The sequence below is a fragment of the Paenibacillus sp. JDR-2 genome (genome assembly GCF_000023585.1).
GTDB lineage: Bacteria > Bacillota > Bacilli > Paenibacillales > Paenibacillaceae > Pristimantibacillus.
Genome location: NC_012914.1, coordinates 2,014,731 through 2,038,507, shown reverse-complemented (window position 1 = coordinate 2,038,507; position 23,777 = coordinate 2,014,731). Strand labels below are relative to the sequence as shown.

Annotated in this window: 19 protein-coding genes; 3 read left to right on the top strand and 16 right to left on the bottom strand. The window is 50.3% G+C overall.

What is annotated here, in order from left to right:
• Positions 1-35: 35 nt before the first annotated feature.
• The 4 genes from PJDR2_RS08910 to PJDR2_RS08895 all read right to left on the bottom strand — a co-directional run bounded on the left by PJDR2_RS08910 (position 36) and on the right by PJDR2_RS08895 (position 6,200).
• Positions 36-911: a carbohydrate ABC transporter permease gene (locus PJDR2_RS08910; RefSeq protein WP_015843337.1), complete on the bottom strand. Its 876-nt coding sequence runs from the start codon at positions 909-911 to the stop codon at positions 36-38.
• Positions 912-947: 36 nt separating this feature from the next.
• The gene (locus tag PJDR2_RS08905; RefSeq protein ID WP_041614151.1) at positions 948-1,850 is read right to left on the bottom strand and encodes an ABC transporter permease; all 903 of its coding nucleotides are present in this window, start codon (positions 1,848-1,850) and stop codon (positions 948-950) included.
• Positions 1,851-1,943: 93 nt separating this feature from the next.
• Positions 1,944-3,560, bottom strand: coding sequence for an extracellular solute-binding protein (locus PJDR2_RS08900; RefSeq protein WP_015843335.1), 1,617 nt, complete (start codon positions 3,558-3,560; stop codon positions 1,944-1,946).
• A 348-nt stretch (positions 3,561-3,908) separates the two neighbouring features.
• Complete coding sequence (locus PJDR2_RS08895; protein ID WP_015843334.1) at positions 3,909-6,200, bottom strand: helix-turn-helix domain-containing protein; 2,292 nt, start codon at positions 6,198-6,200, stop codon at positions 3,909-3,911.
• Between the two features lie 462 nt (positions 6,201-6,662).
• Between PJDR2_RS08895 and katG the strand changes: the two genes are divergently transcribed.
• The gene (gene katG, locus PJDR2_RS08890; RefSeq protein ID WP_015843333.1) at positions 6,663-8,849 is read left to right on the top strand and encodes a catalase/peroxidase HPI; all 2,187 of its coding nucleotides are present in this window, start codon (positions 6,663-6,665) and stop codon (positions 8,847-8,849) included.
• Positions 8,850-9,069: 220 nt separating this feature from the next.
• On the top strand, positions 9,070-10,527 hold the full coding sequence (locus tag PJDR2_RS08885) for a family 43 glycosylhydrolase (protein WP_015843332.1): 1,458 nt from the start codon (positions 9,070-9,072) through the stop codon (positions 10,525-10,527).
• Positions 10,528-10,577: 50 nt separating this feature from the next.
• Here the strand turns inward: PJDR2_RS08885 and PJDR2_RS08880 are convergent, their stop codons facing one another.
• On the bottom strand, positions 10,578-11,537 hold the full coding sequence (locus tag PJDR2_RS08880; protein WP_015843331.1) for a helix-turn-helix transcriptional regulator: 960 nt from the start codon (positions 11,535-11,537) through the stop codon (positions 10,578-10,580).
• Between the two features lie 137 nt (positions 11,538-11,674).
• On the opposite strand from PJDR2_RS08880, the gene PJDR2_RS08875 reads away from it, so the two are divergent.
• Entirely contained in the window at positions 11,675-12,586 is a 912-nt protein-coding gene (locus PJDR2_RS08875) for an SDR family oxidoreductase (RefSeq protein ID WP_015843330.1), read from the top strand.
• 103 nt (positions 12,587-12,689) lie between these two features.
• Here PJDR2_RS08875 and PJDR2_RS08870 read toward each other — a convergent pair whose 3' ends face one another.
• From PJDR2_RS08870 to PJDR2_RS08825, 11 genes are all read right to left on the bottom strand, one after another.
• Positions 12,690-14,033: an LLM class flavin-dependent oxidoreductase gene (locus PJDR2_RS08870; protein WP_015843329.1), complete on the bottom strand. Its 1,344-nt coding sequence runs from the start codon at positions 14,031-14,033 to the stop codon at positions 12,690-12,692.
• Positions 14,034-14,073: 40 nt separating this feature from the next.
• Positions 14,074-15,093 carry an ABC transporter substrate-binding protein gene (locus tag PJDR2_RS08865; RefSeq protein WP_015843328.1) on the bottom strand — a complete coding sequence of 340 codons (1,020 nt, stop codon included), beginning with the start codon at positions 15,091-15,093 and terminating at the stop codon, positions 14,074-14,076.
• 26 nt (positions 15,094-15,119) lie between these two features.
• Positions 15,120-16,466, bottom strand: a complete 1,347-nt coding sequence (locus PJDR2_RS08860) for an LLM class flavin-dependent oxidoreductase (protein WP_015843327.1) — start codon at positions 16,464-16,466, stop codon at positions 15,120-15,122.
• A gap of 60 nt (positions 16,467-16,526) precedes the next feature.
• The gene (locus PJDR2_RS08855; RefSeq protein WP_015843326.1) at positions 16,527-17,345 is read right to left on the bottom strand and encodes an ABC transporter permease; all 819 of its coding nucleotides are present in this window, start codon (positions 17,343-17,345) and stop codon (positions 16,527-16,529) included.
• Between the two features lie 26 nt (positions 17,346-17,371).
• The gene (locus PJDR2_RS08850) at positions 17,372-18,181 is read right to left on the bottom strand and encodes an ABC transporter ATP-binding protein (RefSeq protein ID WP_015843325.1); all 810 of its coding nucleotides are present in this window, start codon (positions 18,179-18,181) and stop codon (positions 17,372-17,374) included.
• A gap of 304 nt (positions 18,182-18,485) precedes the next feature.
• Positions 18,486-19,484 (bottom strand): type I glyceraldehyde-3-phosphate dehydrogenase, encoded by a 999-nt coding sequence (locus PJDR2_RS08845; RefSeq protein ID WP_015843324.1) that lies wholly within the window; start codon positions 19,482-19,484, stop codon positions 18,486-18,488.
• A gap of 65 nt (positions 19,485-19,549) precedes the next feature.
• Positions 19,550-20,506 (bottom strand): alpha/beta hydrolase, encoded by a 957-nt coding sequence (locus PJDR2_RS08840; RefSeq protein ID WP_015843323.1) that lies wholly within the window; start codon positions 20,504-20,506, stop codon positions 19,550-19,552.
• Between the two features lie 264 nt (positions 20,507-20,770).
• Positions 20,771-21,139: a DoxX family protein gene (locus PJDR2_RS08835; RefSeq protein ID WP_015843322.1), complete on the bottom strand. Its 369-nt coding sequence runs from the start codon at positions 21,137-21,139 to the stop codon at positions 20,771-20,773.
• A 189-nt stretch (positions 21,140-21,328) separates the two neighbouring features.
• Positions 21,329-21,508 (bottom strand): YjfB family protein, encoded by a 180-nt coding sequence (locus PJDR2_RS32390; RefSeq protein WP_317979077.1) that lies wholly within the window; start codon positions 21,506-21,508, stop codon positions 21,329-21,331.
• 57 nt (positions 21,509-21,565) lie between these two features.
• Positions 21,566-22,678, bottom strand: a complete 1,113-nt coding sequence (locus tag PJDR2_RS08830) for a GerAB/ArcD/ProY family transporter (RefSeq protein WP_015843320.1) — start codon at positions 22,676-22,678, stop codon at positions 21,566-21,568.
• A gap of 7 nt (positions 22,679-22,685) precedes the next feature.
• Positions 22,686-23,777 (bottom strand): Ger(x)C family spore germination protein, encoded by a 1,092-nt coding sequence (locus PJDR2_RS08825; protein WP_015843319.1) that lies wholly within the window; start codon positions 23,775-23,777, stop codon positions 22,686-22,688.

Below are 23,777 nucleotides of genomic sequence, written 5' to 3'. Positions count from 1 at the left end.
CTCCAGATATATAGCGGCCGTTGCCGCCTCTTTGGTTAACCCTTAACCGCGCCAAGCATAACGCCGTTAACGAAATAGCGCTGCAGCCACGGATACACGATCAGGATCGGTACCGTTGCGAAAATAACGCTTGCCGCTTTCAGGCTTTCCGGCTGCAGCATTTGGCGTCCGCTTGCGCCCTCCGCTGCGATCAAATCGGTGACCATGTTGTTTTGAACGAGCTGGTACAGCTTTAATTGGAGCGGATACAACTCCGGGCTTGTAATGTACATCAGCGTATCGGTAAAGCCGTTCCAACGGCCTACCGCGTAGAACAAGCTTAGCGTAGCGATAACCGGCATCGACAGCGGCACGATAATGCTCATTAACGTACGGAAATACGAGCTGCCGTCGATCTCCGCCGATTCTTCAAGCGAATCGGGAATATTTTGAATGAATGTAATCAGAATAATCAGATAAAACGGGCTGATTAGTCCCGGCAGCACAAGCGCCCAAATCGAGTCGAGCAGGTGCAGATTGCGCACGAGCATGTATTCCGGAATAATGCCGCCGCTGAAAAACATCGTGATGATGATAATAAACATGACAACCTTGCGGCCTTTTAATTTGGTTTTGGCCAGCGGGTACGCTGCCGCAATCGACATCACCATGCACAACACGGTGAACAAAACCGTCAGCAAAATCGTAAAGCCGAGTGAACGGATCATCGACATGTCCGTAACTACCTGCTTGTAAGCACCCCAATTGATTTCCACCGGATAAATACTGACATCGCCTGACATAATAGCGCGCGACGAGCTTAAGGAAATCGCAATTATATGAATAAACGGAGCCAGACATATCAGCACGAATAGAAGTATCGCAAGAGTGTTAATCACGTCAAATGACCGGCTGGCGTTTCGATCTCTCATGTCTTACCGCTCCTTTCCCGTTTTCGATAGCATAGATTACAGAATACTTGTATCCGCCAATTTTTTGGAGGCATAGTTCGCGCCAAGCACGAAGACGAGTCCAACAAGAGCCTGGAATAAACCAACTACGGTAGCAATCGTATATTGTCCGGATTCAATGCCGATACGGTACACGAAGGTGCTGAGCACATCCGCATAATCCCGAACGGCGGTATTGCCGATAATGTAAGGACGTTCAAATCCGATCGCAATCATATGCCCCAGGTTGATAATCAGGAGAGTGACGATCGTGGGTTTCAGCGATGGAAGCGTAATGTTCCAGATCTTTCTCAGACGGCCCGCGCCGTCCACGTCTGCTGCTTCGAACAATTCCCTGTTAATACCCGTAAGAGCAGCCAGGTAAATAATCGTGCCCCATCCGGCACTTTGCCAGACGCCAACGGCCAAGTAAGTAACAAGCCAATCCTTCTTATCCGTCAGAAACGGAATGGCATCAAAACCAAGCGACGTAATAATGTTGTTGATCATGCCGGACTGCGTGCCAAATACCTGCAGCACGATACCGCCGATTATGACCCAGGAAATAAAATGCGGAATATACAAAATCGTTTGCGACAGCTTTTTGAACCAACCTATTTTCAGCTCATAGAGCATTATGGCCAGAAAGAGTGGAGCCGGGAACGATACAATGAGGTCCAAGAAATTAAGCATCAGCGTATTGCGCAAAACCTTGTAAAAGTCCGGCATCGCGAACACTTCCCTGAATCCGTCTAAGCCGATCCATTCGCTGCCGTTAATGCCCTGGAAGAAATTGAAGTCTTTAAACGCGATCAGAATACCGTACATCGGACCGTATTTGAAAATAACAAAGTAACTTACCGGTAGAATCAGTAGAGCATATAATTGCCAATATCTGCGTAAATACGAGAGTCCTTTCAATGCCATCCACCCCTGTCCGCTTACGATGTGCCGGGAGACGAGAGCCTTATGCACGCTCGTCGTCTCCAAGCTTTTATATTGTAGGATCTGCCTCTATTTCATTGCCTCGTAAGCTTTTGTGCGTTCATCCAAAATCGCTTGACCGCCGTTTGCCATATAATCCTTCATCACGGAATTATAAGTACTCTCGAATTGGTCCGGTTTCGCCATTGTTGTCTTTACAATGATTTCATTGAGCTTATCGCGTAAAGCCGTGCCGTATTTCGCCTGCGCTTCAATCGGATGGTCGAACAGAACAGGCTTGATGGTGTCGGATCTTGAGATGCTGAGCGCTTTGCGCGTCTCATCCTGGTAAACCTCAGGCATACCGTATACGTAAGCCTCTACGTTCTTGTCCGCATCGCCGAGTTGCTTCCCGTTCGAGATAATCGCCATATCTCCCCAGTTGTAAATGCGGTTTTTCACATCATCCGATGCATCTGTCTTTACAATGGGAACGCCGTTCTGAAGAGTATAATTCTCGCCTTCGACGCCATTCTGCATGTCAAACAGGTTGCCCTCCGAAGCCATCCAGTCCAGATACTTAACTGCTTCTACTGCATTCTTGCTGCTCTTAGGAATCATTAAATACATGCCGATTGGCGCATATTCCGGTTTCGGATGCTTGCCTTCCGAGTTGGTGTAGACATCAATTGCCGACAGCTTTGCATCAGGAATATTTTTCTGGAGCGTTGCGTACGTGCCGTCCGCATAGAAAGGATTCATGTCATCCTCGCTGTAGAAACCGATTAAACCTTTTGCCGCATCCTCTCCGAGCTTCTTCTTATCCTCGTCCAGACTGAAATCAGCGCTCATAAGACCTTCGTTGTAGAGCTTGTTCATGAACTGCAGGGCATCCTTGAAGCCTGGCAGCAGCACCGGATAATCATTAGAACCAAGCTGTTGCGTTAAGGTGTATCTTTGTTCCTCCGTCACTGGCTGGATAAAGGACCAGATCAATGGCTCGAATTGGGCCGGTGCAAGCGCCATGCCAAGCGGAATGACCTTGCCGCCGGTTTGACCCGGATCTTTTTCCTTAAACGCTTTCAAGGTGTTGTAAAGTTCATCTGTTGTTGTCGGAACCGGGAGATTCAGCTTGTCGAGCCAATCCTGGCGGATAAACGACGAGTATTTGCCAAGATGCGAGCGTTTGGCCGGGAACGCGAATTGCTTGCCGTTGTATTGGCCGTAAGCAAGCGTTTCATCGCCAAGGAATTTCTTCAGGTTAGGACCGTATTGATCAAGCAGTTCGCCCAGATCCGTCAGGCCGCCTTGCTGCGCGTAACGGTAGAACGTTCCCGAATCATACGTAAACACGATATCCGGAACGTCGCTGCCGCTAGCCATCAGAACGTTCAGCTTCTGAACCTCTTCCGAGCGTGGAATCGGTACGAATTGTACATTGATGTTGTTTGGAGTACCGAATTTGTCCTGCACAAACTTCGTCAAGTAGTTGTTCGTAATCGTAGAGCCTGCAGGAGAATTGCCGCGGTCGAATACTTCAACCTTAAGCGTGGAAGCTTTGCCGCTGGAAGCCTTGTCGCCTCCGGTTGATTCATTGGCTTTCTCGTTGCCGCCGTTACTGCTGCATGCGCTGAGCAGCATCGTGCCTACGAGCGTAGCCGTTAATAGAGTGCTGGCTGTCTTTCTACCTTTTCTGCTTTGCTTCATTCGAATCCAACCCCTCTTTCATCCCTTTTCGATTTGCTTCCTGCACCGGGCGTCATTTATTGAACACGCTTACATGCATCGCTTGCGGCCCGTGTTTGGGAAGTGCCCTCAGTATGGCACGGACTGCGGGAAAGTGACAATAAACCAGTTTCGGCGATGCAAACCATTCCGCCAATGCCTTGCCCTGTAAGGCTTTCGAAGCCTGGAATAAATCATTTTCCCGACATAAACCGTATCGCGAAAAGCCCGTAATAAAGCCGTTTCCCGCGATAAACTTTGCGTTAGAAAAAGAAAACAACGGCTGTTCCGGATAGCTCTCTTTATCCGGAACGCCGCTGTCTTTATTAATTAATCGTTAGCCTCATCATCCGCGACGGTCTCATCACGATTACCCTTTGCGCCGCTAAGAGTTGTGGAAGGACGCATCTTCAGCTTGCGGAACTCGCCTGGCGTTACACCGGTTAACCGTTTGAACACCCGTCCGAACGTTATAGAGTTAGCATAACCAACCTGAAGAGCAATATTTTGTACCGTCTCATCCGTTTCGGCGAGCAGACGCTCCGCCTGCTGCATCCGAAGCTGCACGAGAAAATCGACAAATTTCATATCGTACTCCAGCTTGAACAAATGGCTGGCGTATTTGCCGGATATTTCGAACTTGTCGCTTAAGTGCTTAAGGGACAAATCCGGATCGGCGAAATTCTCTTGGATATATGCTCTAATCTCGGTGATCATCGTCTTATAGCCTTTGGTCTGGCTCATCGCAACATACGTATCATAGACTTGTACCAAATAATCCGACAGCTGTTCTTTCATCTCGCCAAGCGATGCCGCCCCTCTTAAACCTGCCAGCACCTCCGAAATCCGTGCCTCGTCCAAGCATTCGTTCAACGTCTCCGACAGCTCCTTCAGCTCGCGGCTGAGCATCTGCAGGAAAAGCTGGACTAACGATAATATATCTTCGTCTTTCATCACATCGGTCTCGAAATGCTTGAACAGCTGCTCGAACGTATCCCGCCAGCTTTCATTGGTCAGCCGGAATTCCTGTACGCAATTGGTACACTGCTGCGTGTAATTGAACATGCCGCGCGGTTGATCCTGAGGGATATCCCCGCTGACCGTAATGGCATCGCGGCCAATCGCGAATTGATATTCCATGCCGTTTAACGCATCGCGATAGGAGCCGCCGATTCCGTTCCAGTCTTTCACGATGGAGCCAATGCCCACAGATAGGTTAAAACGCAAATGTCCCTCTACCCATTCCCTGGCCACTGCAGCCGTGTTGCGAAGCTGAGTCAGCACGTCCGAATCGGCAGCTCCGTCGCCGGATGCGAATACGAACGTAATCCGGTCGGATGCCGACCATTCTCCCCAGCCTTGCAGGCCTTCGTTATTCGCCAGCTCCTGCATCACATTGCCAAGCGCGAACTTTAATACATTCTGCTCATGAAGCGTATTATCCGCCTGGAATTCCTCGTACTTGTTCAGCCTGACGACCATAACCGCGAATCGTCCCTTATCCGGCAGAAGATTCAGCCTGCGAAGACGCTCCATCATCTGATCGCTGCGTTGACCGCTAATAAGCTCATTAAATAGCTGCCTGCGCTGAAGCACAACGCTTTCGCGCTGTTCCTTCTCGTGATCGCGGGATTGGACGATAAGGTTCTCGAGCGCGCGGTCAATCATTGTCAGATCATCGAGTTTAACCGCCGTGCCGTCGCTCCCCCGCAGGTGCAGCGCTTGAATCCGGTTCATCATTAATCTAATCGGCTTATAATTTCGCCGCGTTACCCAAATAATATAAACAATGGCAACCCCAAAGGTCAGGACAGCGATAATAACCCATACATAAGAAACAACCGATACCCAGCTCATCAAATGTCCGGTTTGAAGACCGCTCTCGAAGGTCCAGCCAAGCGGCTGCGAGGCAATCGTTGTCAGCACGTTGCCGCCGGAAGCCGAACCGTTATCTCCCGGATACACGGGCTGCTTGGCCGCATCTGTAATCCGCATGAACGATACTTGGTGGTTCGTCATGCTTCCGATCATCTGCTCGACATTGTAAAGATTGATGTTAATCACGAGGATACCGTCCTTGCCAAAAGGCAGCGGCGTCTCCTTGTACATCGAAATGACCTTTACCGGCTTCAAGCCGTCATATTCCTTGAATTCGCGGCTTGCCGACCAGCCCTTGTATTCGCGTGATCCCTCCGCCTTGCTCAGGAAATCCCTGTCCCCGAATTCGGACAAATCGGTCTCGCCGCTGGACGTCAGCACAACATCATCCGACTTCCTGTACAAATAAATCGATTCGACCAGATCGTTATCCTCAATCAGCGACCGCAAGCTATGAACCACATTATATTTAATCGTTGTGGATTCGGACGAACCGTTCAAATAAGCCGCATAGCTCTTGTTCGACTCGACTTCCCCCAGCACATTAAATTCCACTTCATGAATTGACCGTTCCACGCTGTCTACGACATATCCGGTCGTAATGCGGTCTGCCTTGGCCGTCTCGGACCGGGATATTTCATTAACCGCGATAAACGACAAGAAAATAATCATGGATACGGTCAGCACCAGGATCGGAAAATAGGAAACGAGCAGTCGTATATACCAGTTGTTCAGCTTGAGCATGTTTTTCCTCCTGCCGCGCCCGACTCTGCATGTAAGCGTTGTCACAATCATTAGCCTAAATGAGTAAAGCGGTTTACTTGCCTACATTGTAGCATGGCTCACCTCGATTCGAAACCGTTTCTACAGCAAAAGTTGTAGCAATTTCTAGATTTCATGCCGTTTGCGCAAAAAAAGGCCAACTCTTTATTATGGAAGACAGAAAATTAATTTCGTTTTCATAGTTCGTCTGCACCTCTCCCGCTCTCCTTCGCATTTCGATATTCTATTTTTCATGCAGCTTTCATATCCTCTATTTGTCCCTCTATTCCCGTTAATTCCATTAAATTATCAGATTTGCGTGAAGATTGGATGAATTTTTACAACTTGGATTGATTTCGGTTTGATAACGTTTTATAAAGAGGATAAGTGCAAATTTTTTTTCTATCATTTGCTACTTTAATAAAGCTAATAGGAGATGATTGGATGGACGCTACAGTTCCTAACGCAGGTAAATGCCCGGTGATGCATGGAAGCGCTACAAGCTTTAAATCTAGTGGTACTTCAAATAGAGATTGGTGGCCTAATCAGCTGAACCTTAACATTCTGCACCAGCATGACAGAAAATCGAATCCTATGGGCGAAGACTTTGATTATGCCGAAGAATTCAAGAAGCTTGACTACCAGGCTCTTAAACAGGATCTTCGCAATTTGATGACAGACAGCCAAGAATGGTGGCCGGCCGATTACGGACATTACGGCCCGTTCTTTATCCGCATGGCTTGGCACTCCGCGGGTACATACCGGACAGGCGACGGACGCGGCGGTGCCGGCAGCGGCACGCAGCGCTTTGCTCCGCTTAACAGCTGGCCGGACAACGGCAACTTGGATAAGGCACGCCGTCTGCTCTGGCCAATCAAGCAAAAGTACGGCAATAAAATTTCCTGGGCGGACCTGATGATTTTGACAGGCAATGTCGCAATTGAATCCATGGGAGGCAAAACGTTTGGATTTGGCGGCGGACGCGCGGACGTCTGGCACCCGGAAGAAGATATTTACTGGGGTAATGAAAAGGAATGGCTTGGCGACAATCGTTACACCGGCGATCGCGATCTGGAAAATCCGCTTGCCGCCGTGCAAATGGGACTCATCTACGTGAATCCCGAAGGTCCTAACGGAAATCCGGATCCTGCCGGAAGCGCCCGCGATATTCGCGAAACGTTTGCCCGCATGGGCATGAACGATGAAGAAACCGTCGCGCTTGTTGCCGGCGGACATACCTTTGGCAAGGCACACGGCGCAGGCGACGCTTCTCTTGTTGGTCCCGACCCTGAGGCAGCCCCTCTCGAAGCGCAAGGTCTTGGCTGGCTGAGCACGCATGGTTCCGGCAAAGGCCGCGACGCTATCACAAGCGGCGTTGAAGGCGCATGGACGCCAAATCCAACTGAGTGGGATAACGGCTTTTTCGATATGCTGTTCGGTTACGAATGGGAGCTGTCGAAGAGCCCTGCAGGCGCTCATATCTGGGTTGCGATTAACCCTGACGAGAATCATCTTGCGCCGGACGCAGAAGACGCCTCCGTCCGTGTTCGAACCATGATGACTACGGCCGATATGGCTTTGCGCATTGATCCCGAATACGAACAAATCTCCCGCCGTTTCCACCAGAATCCGGAAGAGTTCGCGGACGCTTTTGCCCGTGCTTGGTTCAAGCTGACTCACCGCGACATGGGACCTCGCGACAGATATCTCGGACCTGAAGTTCCGGCTGAAGAGCTCATCTGGCAGGATGTTGTTCCAGCGGTTGATTATACCTTGTCCGATGAAGAGATTGCCGAGCTGAAAACAAAAATTCTAGACTCCGGTCTGAACGTCAGCGAGCTGGTCACTACAGCATGGGCGTCAGCCAGCACCTTCCGTATTTCGGACATGCGCGGCGGTGCCAACGGAGCCCGTATCCGCCTTTCTCCGCAGCAGGATTGGGAAGTCAATCAGCCGCAGCAGCTTACAAAGGTTATTACGATCCTCGAAGGGATTCAAGAGGATTCCGATAAGAAGGTAAGCATCGCCGACCTGATCGTGCTTGGCGGCAGCGCAGCAGTCGAAAAAGCCGCGCAGGAGGCAGGCTTTAACATTACGGTTCCGTTCTCCCCTGGCCGCGGCGATGCCACGCAGGAGCAAACCGATGAAAAGAGCTTCGCGGTTCTCGAGCCGGTTGCCGATGGCTTCCGCAACTACCTGAAGAAGACGTACAGCGTATCCGCGGAAGAGCTTCTGGTAGACAAAGCTCAGCTGCTGAACCTGACTGCTCCGGAGATGACGGCCCTTGTAGGCGGCCTTCGCGTGTTGGGTACCAACCACGGCGGCACTCAGCATGGCGTATTTACCGATCGCGTCGGCACGCTTACCAACGACTTCTTCGTGAAGCTGCTGGACATGAACATTGCCTGGGAGCCAAGAGATGGCGGCGTGTATTACGGCCGCAACAAGGCGACTGGCCGGGTAGACCGTACCGCAACGCGAGTGGATCTCGTATTTGGCTCGAACTCCATCCTTCGCGCGATTGCCGAATTATATGCGCAAGACGACAACCAAGAGAAGTTTGTACGCGACTTTGCTGCCGCTTGGGCAAAAGTCATGAACGCGGATCGTTACGATCTTCGGGTGAACTAATTCTTTCTTATATAAATTAATCAGCCTGCCTGAGAATCTCGGGCAGGCTGTTTAATTTGCTTTTCGCTCTTTCATTACCCTTCAAGTGCCTCGAGTCTCTTCCTTTTTTTCACCGGCTAAAAAAATGTCCGTACGATCTATAATCATGTCCTGTTTCCCGCCTTCTGGAAATGATTAACTATACACGAATGCACATTCAAAGCGAAGGGCTGGTGTATTAATGAATTCGAAGTTTTTTGTAAGCGGTGTCAAAGGCTTGGTTTTATTCCTGCTGTTGCTGCTTGTTCTCCCCAGTGCCGCAAACGCAACTCCCTCTACGCAAAGCGGCAATTTTTACAACGTCATATTCCAGGACGGAGCAGACCCGTGGATCTACAAGCATACCGACGGCTTCTATTACTTCACGAAAACAACGGGCGGCGACGTGACGATCTGGAAATCCAGCTCGCTTACCGGCGTAGACGCCGGCACCAAAAGAGTGATCTCTACCGGCTGCTGCAATGTCTGGGCTCCCGAAATTCATTACATCAACGGCGCCTGGTATATCTATTACGCCAAGGATGACGGCAACAACGATAATCACCGAATGTACGTCTTGGAGAATACCTCCGCCGATCCGATGACGGGTACATGGGTGAACAAGGGTCAAATCACCGACTCCGCAAACCGTTGGGCGATCGACGGAACCGTGCTGCAGGTAAATAATAATCTGTATTTCATATGGTCCGGCTGGGAAGGCACAACAAATGTCTCGCAGAAGCTCTACATTGCCCATATGAGCAATCCGTGGACAATCGACTCGGCCCGGGTTGAAATTGCTCATCCGACTTACTCCTGGGAGACCAATACCTCCCCCTCCGTTAACGAAGGCCCTCAAGTCATCGTCCATAACGGCGTCATCAGTCTCGTCTACTCGGCCAGCGGAAGCTGGACAGACGGTTATTGCTTAGGGCTTGTTACGGCCAATGCGAGCAGCAACCTGCTGCAAGCGTCGTCCTGGACCAAACGGAACCAGCCGATCTTCCAATCCGGCAACGGCTTATACGGTCCCGGTCATCATTCTTTCACGAAATCGCCCGACGGTACGGAGGATTGGATCGTCTATCATACGGCCAAGTATTCCGGCGCGGGCTGGAATCGGGAGATCCGTGCACAGAAGTTTACCTGGAACGCGGACAATACGCCAAATCTCGGAGTTCCGGCAGCTCCAAATACTCCGATCGCCATTCCTTCCGGAGACACGGGCCGCGTCCGTTATGAAGGCGAAACAGGCGTATTCGGAGGGGCAGCTTACGCATCCTCGAGCCCTAACGGTTCGGGCGGAAGCAAAGCCGGCCATATCGACACGGCGAGCAGTTATGTGGAATTCGACGTCTATGCGGCGGCGGCGGGAGATTATGTAATGTCCGCGCGGACCGGCAATGGGACGACGGGATTGGATTGGTCCTATTTGGTTCTGACGGTTAACAACACAAGCTCCAGCAATTTATATATTACGAACAAAGGCTGGGAAAACTGGGGGGCTTCGGTCGCACGCCTTACGCTGAATGCAGGCTGGAACAAAATCCGCTTCTCCAAAGGGGACGGGTATGGCGAGCTTGATTGCTTCGACCTGTTCCCGGCTAATCCGGCTGTTGTCTCCGGGGCTGTAATAACGCCGCTCAAACGTGGCAGCTGATACGGAAATAAAATGCAACGAAAAAACGCAACCGCTCTGGTTGCGTTTTTTTATTCGTACATGGCAAGGACGGACTTTGCTTGCTGTACGATTTTTTCGGTTAAATAGTCCGGTTGCACCAGCATCATGGCCCCTCCAAAACCTAGCACATATTCTACGGCTTCCTGCTCCGTGTTGAAGCGAAGCGTTACGGGAACCTTCCCGTCTACGGCCGGTGCAGCCGTATCGACCTTCTCTACAAACCGGTCCGTGAAGGTGAGACGTCCGATAATCGATGGCTGCACGAGAACCTTCACCTCAAACGTAGGGAGCGATCCGGCAAAATCCAGCTTGCTTTGCTTCCAATATTCGGCGAGGTCGAATTCGGCGGGCCGGGAAAATAACTCCTCCGTAGCTTCCGCCTTCGTAATTCTCGAAACCCTGAAACTCCGTAAATTACCATCGTCATTCATGGCAACCAAATACCAAGAGCTGCCCTTGGCCACCAGCCCTAAGGGACTTACCGTTCTTTCCGAGCTGGTTCCATCGGCTTTCCGATAAGCCATGTTGAGCCTGGTATCCTCCCATAACGCTTTTTGAATCGTTAGCAAAGCATTATTCTTCTCCTCGGCAGGCTTCCACGTTCCGGTATCCATATAGACTTTCTCCATATAATGCAACGCTTCGCTCTTGGAGGAATCGGGCAAGGAAGCCAGCAGCTTTTGACGAATATCGAGTCCCTTTATTTCCACGCCTAGATCCTTCAGCATTTGTTCGGCGGGAAGAATAAACAAAGCCTTCGTATCCTCCAACTTCAGACCGCTTAAATAACTTCGGAAATGGTCCATCAGCCTCCATCCGCCCGTTTTCCCACGGTCGGCAACCACCGGTATGCCGGAAAGGCTAAGCGCATCCATGTCGCGAAGGATAGTCCGGTCCGACACCTCGAGTCTTTTTGCAAGCTCCCTCGTCGTCAATATTTCATTATTCTGGAGCAAAATCATAATACTAAGCAGACGGTCTGCCCTCATATCTATTCACCTTGGCTTATTTTATATATGACAAAAGATGTCGTCATTATAGTTTACAATGAGGAGAGAATCAACCCATAAGCTAATGCTTACGGAGCAAGAATCGTTTAACCATTCTTTTTTAGGAGGCAATCAAGATGAAACCTTTACATGGAAAAATCGCTCTGGTAGCAGGAGGAACGCGGGGAGCCGGGCGTGGCATTGCCATTGAGCTGGGAGCGGCAGGCGCAACGGTGTATGTCACGGGGCGCACGACTCGGGCGCAAGTATCCGAATACAACCGGCCGGAAACCATTGAGGAAACAGCGGAGCTAGTTACGAAAGCGGGCGGGAAAGGAATTGCCGTACAGGTGGATCATCTGATTCCCGAACAGGTGCAGGCATTGGCGAACCGCATTGAACAGGAGCATGGACGGCTTGATATTCTGGTCAATGATATATGGGGCGGCGAAAATCTCGTGGAATGGAATACTCCGGTATGGGAGCATTCGCTGGAGAAGGGGCTGCGCATGCTAAGGCTCGCTATTGATACCCATCTGATTACGAGCCATTTCGTTCTCCCTCTCCTCATTAAGAACAAGAGCGGGCTGATTGTCGAGATGACCGACGGAACGGCCGAGTACAATCAGGATCATTACAGATTATCGATGTATTACGATTTGGTCAAAAATTCTATCAATCGCATGGCTTGGGCGCTGGCTCAAGAAGTGACGCCCCACGCATGCACGGCTGTTTCCTTGACGCCCGGCTGGCTTCGTTCCGAACTCATGCTGGAGATTTTTAAGGTTACGGAGGAGAACTGGCGGGAAGGCGCTTCCGAGGATCCTCATTTCATTATTTCCGAATCCCCCCGCTATGTGGGACGTGCCGTCGCTGCTCTAGCAGGAGATCCGGAGGTAAACCGCTGGAATGGACAATCCCTGTCAAGCGGCCAGCTTGCGCAGGTGTACGGCTTCACGGATGTGGACGGTTCACAGCCTAACTGCATGCCTTATCTGGTTGAGGTTATTGAGGCGGGCAAACCAGCGGATACGACAGGTTATAGATAGCAGAAACGCTTAATGGCTTTCTTTTTGCCCGGGCGAATTGGGTTAAGGTCCCTAAGGGACCTTAACCTCAGACTGTAGCAACTTTCCTCGACAGTCTTAAACCTTAGCGGCTTACTGCCGCTTTACCCTTCTCTGCATTTGCCTCGGGAAGAGGCAGACCTAGGTTCCCGCGCAGGATGCTGCTCTCGTATTCGGTACGGAACAGTCCCCGCCGCTGCAGCTCGGGAACGACAAGCTCGATAACATCTTCGAATCCGCCCGGGAAATACGGCGACATTATATTGAAGCCGTCCGCTCCTTCATTCAGGAACCATTCCTCCAGCTGATCGGCAATTTGCGAAGGCGTTCCAACGATTTCGCGGTGTCCGCGAGCGCCTGCAATCCGTTCATAGACGGCGCGGATCGAAGTTAAATTCTCGCGCCTTGCAATATCCCGGATAATATTGTACCGGATGCGCGGATTGGTCTTATCTTCAATCACGCCGAATTCGGGCAGCGGTTCATCGACATCATAGCCGGACAAATCTGTATTAGTGAATGCGGACAGATAAGCCAGACCAACTTCCGGCAAAATGTAGCTGTTGAGCTCCTTCTGCTTCGCCAGCGCTTCCTCTTCGGTCTTGGCGACCGTAATGAAGACGCCCGGCATAATTTTCAGCTCATTCTCTTCCCGTCCATATTTGGCCAGCCGCCCTTTCACGTCCCGGTAAAAAGCTTGCGCCTCCTCCAGCGTCTGCCAAGCCGTAAATATAACCTCGGCTGTCTTGGCCGCCAGTTCCTTGCCGGACTCGGAAGAGCCTGCCTGCACGATAACCGGATTTCCATTCGGATTGGACGGATTATCTAGCGTACCCGTTGCTTTGAACCATTTTCCGTCATGGTCGACAGGATGCACTTTATCAACATCCAGAAAACGTCCTTGCTCCTTGTCGATAACAATCGCATCGGCTTCAATGGATTGCCACAGCTTTTGGACAAGCTCAACAAATTCCTCGGCCCGCTCATACCGGCTCGCATGCTCAAGATGCTTATCCTTGCCGAAGAGAAAGGATTCTTTGTCGTTAGCGGAGGTTACGACATTCCAGGCAGCGCGGCCGCCAGACAAGTGGTTGATCGAACCAAACTTGCGCGCGACATGGAAGGGCTCGTTATAAGTGGTCGTTAAGGTAGCTGCTAACCCGATTTTCTCCGTTACGGCTGCAAGCGCAGAGATCAGAATAACCGGATCCAGCTTAAGCGCGGAGCTGGAATGCTCATTCAGACTGGAGCCAAAGCCGTCCGCGAAAAAGATCATATCGAACTTGGCCCGTTCCGCCGTCTTGGCGATCTCCGTCAAATAGGCCAGATCAAAGGTGCGGTCTGCTCCGGAATCAGGATGTCTCCAGCTCGCCACGTGATGTCCGGGCAGCATGATAAAAGCCCCAAGTTTCATTTGTCTTACCGTCATCTTCACCACTCCATCTCTTCTTCATATAATGGGCTTTCCTTTATTTCTTCGCGTAGGAATTAAACTCGTTGGTGTACAAATCTTCCGCCTTAACCTGGCCTTTCTTCAAATCGCCGTTAGCTACGAGCCAATCAATCCAGACCTGATATTCGCCCGGCGTTATAACGCCTCCGGCCTGCGCAATTCCGGTGCTCTTCCAATACTTCAGATTTTCGGTTGGCTCGTTGGAGTCGCGCTTCTTGATAATGGCCTCGAACCGCTGAATGACTTCTTCCCGCGGAGTCGTGCGCGCCCATTCGATAGCCTTGGCTACTCCTTCAACAAACTGCCTCACCGTGTCCGGGTTCTTCTTGATATAATCCTCCCGGAAGAAATAATCGCCTGCCGTAAATTCAGTCTTGTAGACGTCCGTATCCTTAAAGAGCTCAACAATGCCCCCTTTGTCCAGGGCACGGTCTCTTGCGATACCGCTCATAAGCACCACGTCAATCTGTTTGCTGCGCAGAATTTGCTCGGCATTGGCGGACGGAATCGTCACAAGCGTCACTTGTTCGATTTCCTTTTCGGTCAAGCCGCCTTTCCTTAAATAATCCTTCGTAACAAATTCCAAATGGGCTCCCAGCGTATTGACGCCAATTTTTTTGCCGATAAAATCCTTTGGCGATTTAATCAGGCTGTCTGCCAGCACATAAGCACCTATATAGGTGTTCTTATCGCTGCCGTACGAGCCGATAACGGATTTGATCTTTACGTTTTGCGAGATGGATTTGATAATCGCTCCGTTAAAAGCAGAACCAAAATCGATCTGTTTGGTTGCCGTTAATTGAATGCTTTCCGGACCGCCTGTCGTGCTCCCGATCGATTCCAGCTCCAAGTCGCCGAGATACCCCAAATCTTTCGCCAGCTCCGGGAACGATACGCTTCCCGGAGCCGCATTGTACTGGAGCACCTTATCTTCTTCCCCCGACTTTGCCTTGCTCTCCGAGCAGCCTGCAAGCAGCGCGCTGACTAAGCCCATCGTTAACAAAAAGGCATGAACGTGAGTAAAACGTTTTTTCATATGACCCTCTCCCGACCTCTTCATATTTATTGATGCGATTGCTGCGGCTGCTTTCTATAGGGATTAATCGGAATGGATAAACCCAGATTCCCCCGCAGCGTATGGCTTTCGTATTCCGTGCGGAACAATCCTCGGCGCTGCAGCTCCGGAATAACTAGCTCAACAATGTCGTTTAAACCTTCGGGGAACGTAGGCGGCATTATATTAAAGCCGTCGGCCCCTTCATTGAGAAACCATTCTTCCAGCTGATCCGCGATCTGAGCGGGCGTACCTACAATTTCCCGGTGTCCCCGTGCTCCTGCGATAAACTCGTAAACCTCCCGAAGCGTGCTTAAGCCTTCCCGCTCCGCAAGAGCCCGAATGATATTCTTGCGGATCTGAGGGTTCGTCTTGTCCTCGCTCTCCCCGCTGGCCGGCAGCGGCGCATCCACATCGTAACCGCTCAAGTCGACGCCGATAAAATTCGATAAGTACTCCAGACCAACCTCTGGCGAAATATAGCTGTTTAAATCTTTGCGTTTCGCAATCGCTTCGGCTTCGGTGCGAGCAACCGTGATAAACACGCCCGGCATAATTTTCAGGTCATCCGGCCGGCGTCCGTATCTGGCAAGACGTCCCTTCACGTCCCGATAGAAAGACTGCGCTTCCTCCAGTGTCTGCCAGGCGGTAAATATAACCTCGGCCGTCTTCGCGGCTAGCTCTTTCCCCGCCTCCGAAGATCCCGCCTGCACGATAACGGGATAACCTTGCGGCGTCGACGGAGCATCGAGCAGACCCTGCACTTTAAACCATTCCCCTTGGTGATCAACGGGGTGCACCTTGTCAACGTCCAGGAACCGGCCATTCTCCTTGTCGATAACAAGCGCTTCCTCTTCGATGGAGAACCAGAGCTTCTTCGTCAGCTCGACGAACTCCTCCGCCCTCTCGTAGCGCCGCGCATGCTCGAGATGCTTTTCCTTGCCGAACAGCTGCGCTTCCTTCTCGTTGCCTGAGGTCACCACATTCCAGCCCGCACGCCCTCCGGATAAATGATCGATTGCCGCGAACTTGCGCGCCACCTGGAAAGGCTCGTTATAAGTGGTCGTCAGAGTTGCCGTCAGGCCGATATTCCGGGTGACTGCCGCAAGCGCCGCGATAATAATAAGCGGATCAAGCTTAACGGTTGAGGTAGCGAAATTGCCTAGACGCTTGAGACCAAGGATATCCGCGAAAAAGATCATATCGAATTTGCCCCGCTCCGCCGTCTGCGCCAGCCCTTTTAAGTACTCCAAATCCAAGGTCCGGCGAGGATCCGTCGACGGATAACGCCAGCTGGCCACATGATGGCCCGGCAGGTTAAAGAAAGCTCCAAGCTTCATTTGTTTTTGGGTCATATTCCCACTCCTAGTATTCCTATATTTTTAATGGACTTTAGTATAAAAAAATAACTCCGTTTATACTTGCTGCTTCCATTTGGACAATTTACGTTCCAGCACGCTTAGTCCCTGGTTAATCAGCAAGCCAAGCAAAGCGATGGTGAGGATACCCGCAAACATTTCGGGAATTTGAAAGTTATATTGGGAATACGTAATGAGATAGCCAAGTCCTTCCTTGGCGCCTACCATCTCGGCGGCGATAAGCACGAGAATCGCTCCGGTTCCCGCCATCCGGATTCCGGTAAAGATCGTTGGCACCGACGCCGGCAGAATAACTTTGATGAACAGCTTAAAGGACGAGAGATTCATGGACCGGGCTGATTTGATTAGCAGCGGATCGACGTTGCCGACAGCCGCGATCGTGTTCAGAAGGATCGGCCACGTGCAGGCGAACAATACAATGGCGATTTTGGAAGTCTCTCCGATTCCGAGGATGAGCATAAACACCGGGAGCAAAGCGAGCGCCGCCGTGTTGCGGAACAGCTCCATAACCGGATTAAGCAGTTCCCTGGCAAGAGGATACCAGCCAATCGCAAGCCCTAACGGGATGGCGATAACAAGGGCTAAAGCAAATCCGCTTAACGAACGAATCATACTCGCCGCGAAATGATGGAACAGCTCGCCGGACAATATCAAATTCCACAAGGCCTGAATGACATCGGAGAACGGAGGCAGGAAAGCGGGATCCGCGAATCCCGCAAGGGGAGCAAACTGCCAGACCAGAGCTAATAAAATCAGGACGATAGACTGCTTGAACAGCTTGCGGATATTAAGCGAGACGTTCAGTTTGATCCTTCTGCTTTGCAAGGGTCTAGGAACCGCTTTTACATTTTCCATTACGATACGCTCCTTTCGTTAATCCGTTAAATATACGCGCCCTGGTACTCCAGCTCATGCAATAAGCTCCATACCTCATGCCGCGCCTTTACAAACTCCGGATTGGAGCGGATATCCGCATCATCCAGCCGGTGCTTCAAGGGGATATCGACGATTTTCTTCACCGTACCCGGACCGGGAGTCAGAACAACAACGCGTTCTCCCAGGTATACCGCTTCGTCAATGCCATGCGTGATGAAAATAATCGTCTTTTTCGTTTTCTGCCAGATCCGAAGCAGCTCGCTTTGCAAGGTTTCCCTCGTCTGCGCATCAAGCGCCGCAAACGGTTCATCCATTAACAGAACATCCGGGTTAAAGGCAAGGCTTCTGGCAATCGCTACTCGCTGCTTCATGCCTCCTGACAATTCATGGGGATACCGGTTAGCGAAGGCGCTTAGTCCTACTAACGCTAGAAAATGCTCCGCTAATTCCCTCCGCTCATGCTTCGGTATGCCTTTTGCCTCCAGTCCGAACTCGATATTCCCTCTTGCCGTCTTCCAAGGAAATAAAGCATATTGCTGAAAAACAATCCCTCTGTCGAGGCCGGGACCGGTAATTTCCTTCCCGTCCATGTAAATACGTCCGCTAGATGGAAGCGACAGACCGCTAATGAGGTCAAGCAGGGTTGATTTTCCGCAGCCGCTTGGTCCTACCAAGGTAATAAACTCGCCTTCCTTGACGGTAAAGCTTAAATCCTTAACCGCCGTAAACTGCTGCGTCGCCCCTTTTTGTTTCGGATCGCGCACAATAAAGCTTTTTGCCACATTCTCGAATCGCAGCTTTTCTAATGCCGGCATCTCTCTCACCCTTTCTCTTTTACCCGGCAATAACAAAAAAAGCGCAGCCGACCACAACGTGAGTTGGTCTTCTGCGCTTCCAGTTGCCCGGTCAGCGGTTCGTTTGTTTGGATGGTTCATCCAATAGGTGCCAATTAATACCAAGTAAAACCATGAGATTAATATAGCATAAACTTTTTGGTTGTCAATATAGGCCATTTAGGCCAATTTTAAAGCCCCAAGCAAGCTGCCCGACCTCTTCAACCATGTTCCGAAATCGCAAAAACCCGCCTTCTCCTTAGAGAAAGCGGGTTCCTGTTCGCAATTAATGCCGGCCTAAAAATGCCGCTACTTCGGCGAGGCGTGATGCATAACCCCACTCGTTATCATACCAGGCAGCAACGGATAAAAGTCCGCCCTGTACATGGGTCAGCGGCAGATCGATAATCGAAGAATGGGAATCGCCTACGATACGCGAGGAAGCCCATTCCCCTTCCAGCACATCAAGGACTCCGTTAAGCGGACCATCCTGTGCGGCTTGACGGAACATATCGTTAATTTCCTGAGCGGTACACGGCTTTTCCGTTACCAGATTGAGCTCCGCAATACTTCCGGTACGCGTAGGAATCCGGTAAGCTTTCCCCGTAATTTGCAAATCCGGCCAAATAAACTTAAGCGCCTTTGCCGCACCCGAAGAGGATGGAATAATATTTTCCGCGGCTGCCCAAGAGTCCCTGCGGTCTCTCATCGGCTGATCGGTCAGCGACTGGGTATTCGTATAGGAATGCACCGTCGAGAATAAGCCGTATTGAATGCCGAAGTTTTCCCGGACCAGCTTAACAACGGGAGCGAGCGCGTTGGTCGTGCAGCTCGCCATGCTGATGATTTTGTGCTTCTCCGGATCAAAGCTGTCGAGATTAATGCCTTTCAGCAATACCGCATCGCAATCGTCGAGGGTTTTGCTTGGTCCGCTGACGAGAACGCGCTTCGCGCCGCGCTCCAGATGAAGCTCCGCAACCTGTCTCGTCACCGCCCGTCCCGTACAGTCAATGACAAGCCCAACGCCAAGCTCGCTCCAGTTCGGAATTTCCTGCGACGAGTTCAAATATAGAATGGAGCGGTCGCCGATTTTGATCGTTCCCTCTGTGCCGGCCACAGGCTCCGGCCAACGCTTGTAGTTCGTATCGACTTCAAATAGGGCAGCAAGCGTCGCTTCGTCTTTAATATCCGAGATGGATACCGGTACGAACAGCTGATCCTGCAAAGCTACGCGAAGAAGCTGTCTACCGATTCTTCCAAATCCAAAAATAGCAATATTGTTCATGTTCCGCTCCTGCCTGCGCATCGTTGGCGCAATCTAATTTTAACCGTTGCAAAATGTTTTAATGGCTATTCCTTCAGCCAAGCGTTCGCCAGCAGCATCGCTCCGCGGGCAGCAGACGTGTCTGCCAGAGCGTTAAGCATAACAAAATCGTGAATCGTTCCCTGGAAGCGCGCCTGCGTGACCCGCACGCCAGCCTCGCGAAGCTTATTCGCGTAAGCCTCGCCTTCATCGCGAAGAACGTCCGCTTCACCCGTAATGATTAGAGCCTGCGGCAAGCCTTTAAGCTGCTCGGTTGTCGCGCGCAGCGGAGAGGCGTAGATTTCCTCCCGTTCCTCGCGGTTTGTCGTATATTGATCCCAGAACCAGGCCATAGCGTCACGGCGAAGGAAATAACCTGTCGCGAATTCCTTGTAGGATTCGGTATCGTTCCCTGCATCCGTAACCGGATAGAAAAGCAGCTGTTTCTGAATCTGAGGTCCTTTTCGTTCTTTTGCCATAAGCGTTATGGCTGCCGTCATATTGCCGCCAACGCTGTCCCCGGCCACATAGAGTCTGCTCGTATCCAAGCCGTGCTCTTCGCCGTTCTCCGCCATCCATAGCAGAGTTGCATAAATTTCTTCGATAGCCACCCCGTATTTGGCCTCCGGCGACAAGCTGTAATTCGGGAAAACAACGGCGGCCTCCGCCCCAACCGCCAGCTCGCGGATAAGCCGGTCATGCGTATGGGCGTTGCCAAACACCCAGCCGGCACCATGGATATAGAGAATGGCCGGGAGCTTCTTTGTCGTATCGGGAGCGCGGAGAATGCGGATAGACACCTGCCCGCTTGGTCCGCCCTCAATCGTCAGGTCGGTGATGTCGACAGGCGGCTTCGCAATATCTCCGGCTTGAACGTTATCTACCGTTTCGCGGCCCTTTTCCGGGCCAAGGTCGAACAAATACGGCGGATTTGCCGTATCCTGCGCAAATTTCAAAGCCTCCGGCTCCAGCACGATTTTGTTGCTTGCGGTTTTTTCTGTCATCTCTACCTCTCCTCACATGATTGGATTGCATCCGATATGGACTTCCTATATTAATCACCGTTATGCCGGAAATTGAATCCGGCGATGTCCTCATATAGGGAAAGGAGTATCAATCCATAGTTTAGGATAAGATGTCGTCAGAATATAGTGATAATTTTACTATTTTATTGTTAGGGTGAGTCCTACGATTTGTAAAGTTTATATAAATAAAAACCGGTACGACTGAAAAATTCAGCGTACCGGTTTAATTTATTTTGCTGGAACTTAGCCAAACGGATGAGCCAGATCCTCTGCAAACAGAAGGATAACCGCGGCTGCTATGACGAGATTCAGGATAGCCGGGAACATTTTGCCGAATGTGTGCTTTACTCTCAGATGCGACAGAATCGCAAAAAACATCGTAATCCCAATCCAAACTCCCGCCCAGCCTGCCATGCCGGGATACCAGTAACCAATAATGAGTCCAACAGCCCCAATCAACTGAACAAGCCCTGTAACGACGCGGAACCACTGCGGAAGCTTGATTGAATCAAATAGCTCCACCTGATGCTTGGCGCCGGTAAGCTTCGTAATCGCGAAGAAAACCATTGAGAACAGCAGCCAGCTTTGAATGATAATCCCTAAAATATGCATGTTTAAAATCTCTCCCTTATTTGTGTTGGATCATCCAATTATTTAGACACCATTAGGTGTCATTTTATAAGTTCATAATATAACACCTTTTGGTGTCCTGTAAAGGGTTATTTTTAGTCAATCCGTGGAAAATGCAAAAAGGCCGCCTCCGCGTCTAATCGACGCTTAAGGCGGCCTTTCGTCTGCTTCTTACACTTTCAAATCGATATTGCCGCCCAGATGGGGCTGCACGCTTTGCGCCATCATTTGGATCAGCTGCTGCGACTGCTCCGTCGAATGGTCCTTCGCCATTTTGAGCACGCTGATTCCAACATCGTTCATAAGCTTGCTTTGGGACAAAGCAACGGACATAGCCGGAATATCCATCATTTCCCTCCTTTCGGATTAAGACTTCACCTATACTATCGGAACATGAGGCATCTGAAATTAGCCTGTCCGCCGAAGGCGACTTACCCGCCATTGCCGGATCAGAACGCCAAGAAATACGAATGGAATGTAGACGTATATAAAATATAGACCAACCTGGGAATAGATTTCCGACAGCTTTTCAACCGTTCTGTGGTCCCTAATGACTTCGCAGAGTATCGCAATCGCGATAAGGCTCAATGCCAGAAACAATCGCGGCCTTATGCGGAAAGCAAGCTTGGTTCCGCGGCATGCCGCCCATATGTAGACGGCTATGCCTGCTACAATTTTGATAAACCATAACGAGATCGCTATATATTCAAGCCGTTGAAGCAGCGGCACTTCAAAGATGCCGATCATATTTAATGTCGGCCAGATCGTATGGCGCAGTTGTTCTTCGGTGAAAAACATAAAGGCCATAACCAAAATGACCAAATATAACAGGCTGACCAAAAAGAGGATAAGATGCGCCCATTTTTGCGATTTCTCCGGGGTTTTAACAAACGGATAAAACAAAAGAAGGATTTCGAAGCCCAGAAAATTAAAGGCCATATCTTTGGAGGAGAGAAGAACTTCGGATACGGAATGGTTCCATAACGGCAGCAGGTTTAACGGATGCAAATACGGAAAAGCAAGCATAACCTGCGGGACTATCGACACGCACGAAATCATCGTCGCCCACACCGAAATGCCCGTTACGGTACGGATACCGCCGGAAACCGCGTAGTAAACAAGCAATAGAATAACGATGCTGACGTATAGAAACCTCATGCTCGGGAACAACCAGACTTGAATCAATTCAATATAAACTTTGAATTTCACGAATGCCCCAAATACAAAATACAACGCAATCGCCGCATTAAAGAGGCTGCCCAAAATTTTGCCGAACAGCTTGTTATTAATGGCGGCTATATCATGCGCCCCTTCCATTGTTGACAATAACTTATATATCATCCATATAAGAACATGAATGCTGATTCCCGCTAAAATAACCGAGATCCACGCATTATAACCGGCATGCTTAATAACGGTTCTTTGGTAAAAAAGGATGCCTATCCCGACCATGCTGACGTACAGAGGAAAGATGATTAAATAGGGAGATATCTTATATTTCTCGTCGATCTCATTGTTCAAAACCGCTCTAACCTCCTGCGCCCGTACGAATAATGCGAGCCGTTACGCTTACTGTCGCGGACAGCTCCTTGTAATGCTTCTGAAACTCTTGCGGGCTCCACTCCTTCGATCTGCTCCTGATTAAGTCCCCCAGGCCAAGCGGATCCACGTCATGGCTTTGCAATAAAGCGATAAACTTCCGAATCTCATTCCGGCAATAGGTCTCTATGCATTTTTCCAGCAAAGCAAGCTGATCCGCCGAAGTAAGGTCAATCCATTGAGGGACATCCTTTACTTGAGCATCAAGCTTCACCCGGATGTCAATGGAAGCCGGCGGGCCGGTCCGAACCACTTTATACGTTGTTTTCGAATGAATGCTGTTCATTAAGAAAAACTCGTCGCCGGTTTGATCCGTTCCCTTTACCGGAATCATTATGCTCCCGTTTGACGAGTCTTCCATCAGCAGCTTCATCAAAAAGGAATCCTTTATGCCAATTTTGGTTTTGAATTTATCCTCTTTAAACAAAGCAATGCCATCAAGCTTGATCTCATCCCGCTCCACGGTGAAATGAGGCAAAAAGAAATCTCTGCCGCTCCCGTAAAAATCAAAAAACGTCAAGTGAAGATTGATCCTCGGCAAATTGCCGTATCTTATATTCTGCTCGATCATATCGGACATGAAATAGGGGTCGTTCCGGTTTTCGGCTATGTTAAGCATCTTCAGAGCTTCCGTATCCGCAACGCCAAGATGAGCTCTCGAGGATATTTTAGGATCGCGGATCAGGCTTTCGATCGCTGTTTTTATGCCCTTGCGCGCAAAGCGTTCTCCGAATAACGCCATTCTTAACTGCCCGTATTCGATCGGAAAGTCAAGCTTCATGTTGAGCTTTGGCATGCTGTCATAGATGGATTTGGACTCCGTCACGTAAAATTCCAGCTTTGATTTTCCCTGTTCTTCGTAATTGGCGATTATGGCACTGCTGGTTACCCCGTTCTCGACGGCATCGTATCCTATGGTTTGAACAAATTTAATGCTATTGACTATGTTCGTATCGCCGCAAGCCGTAAGCAGCGAGCTAAGAATAAGCATCAGGAAAACCTTGCCTCTCAACACCGTCAT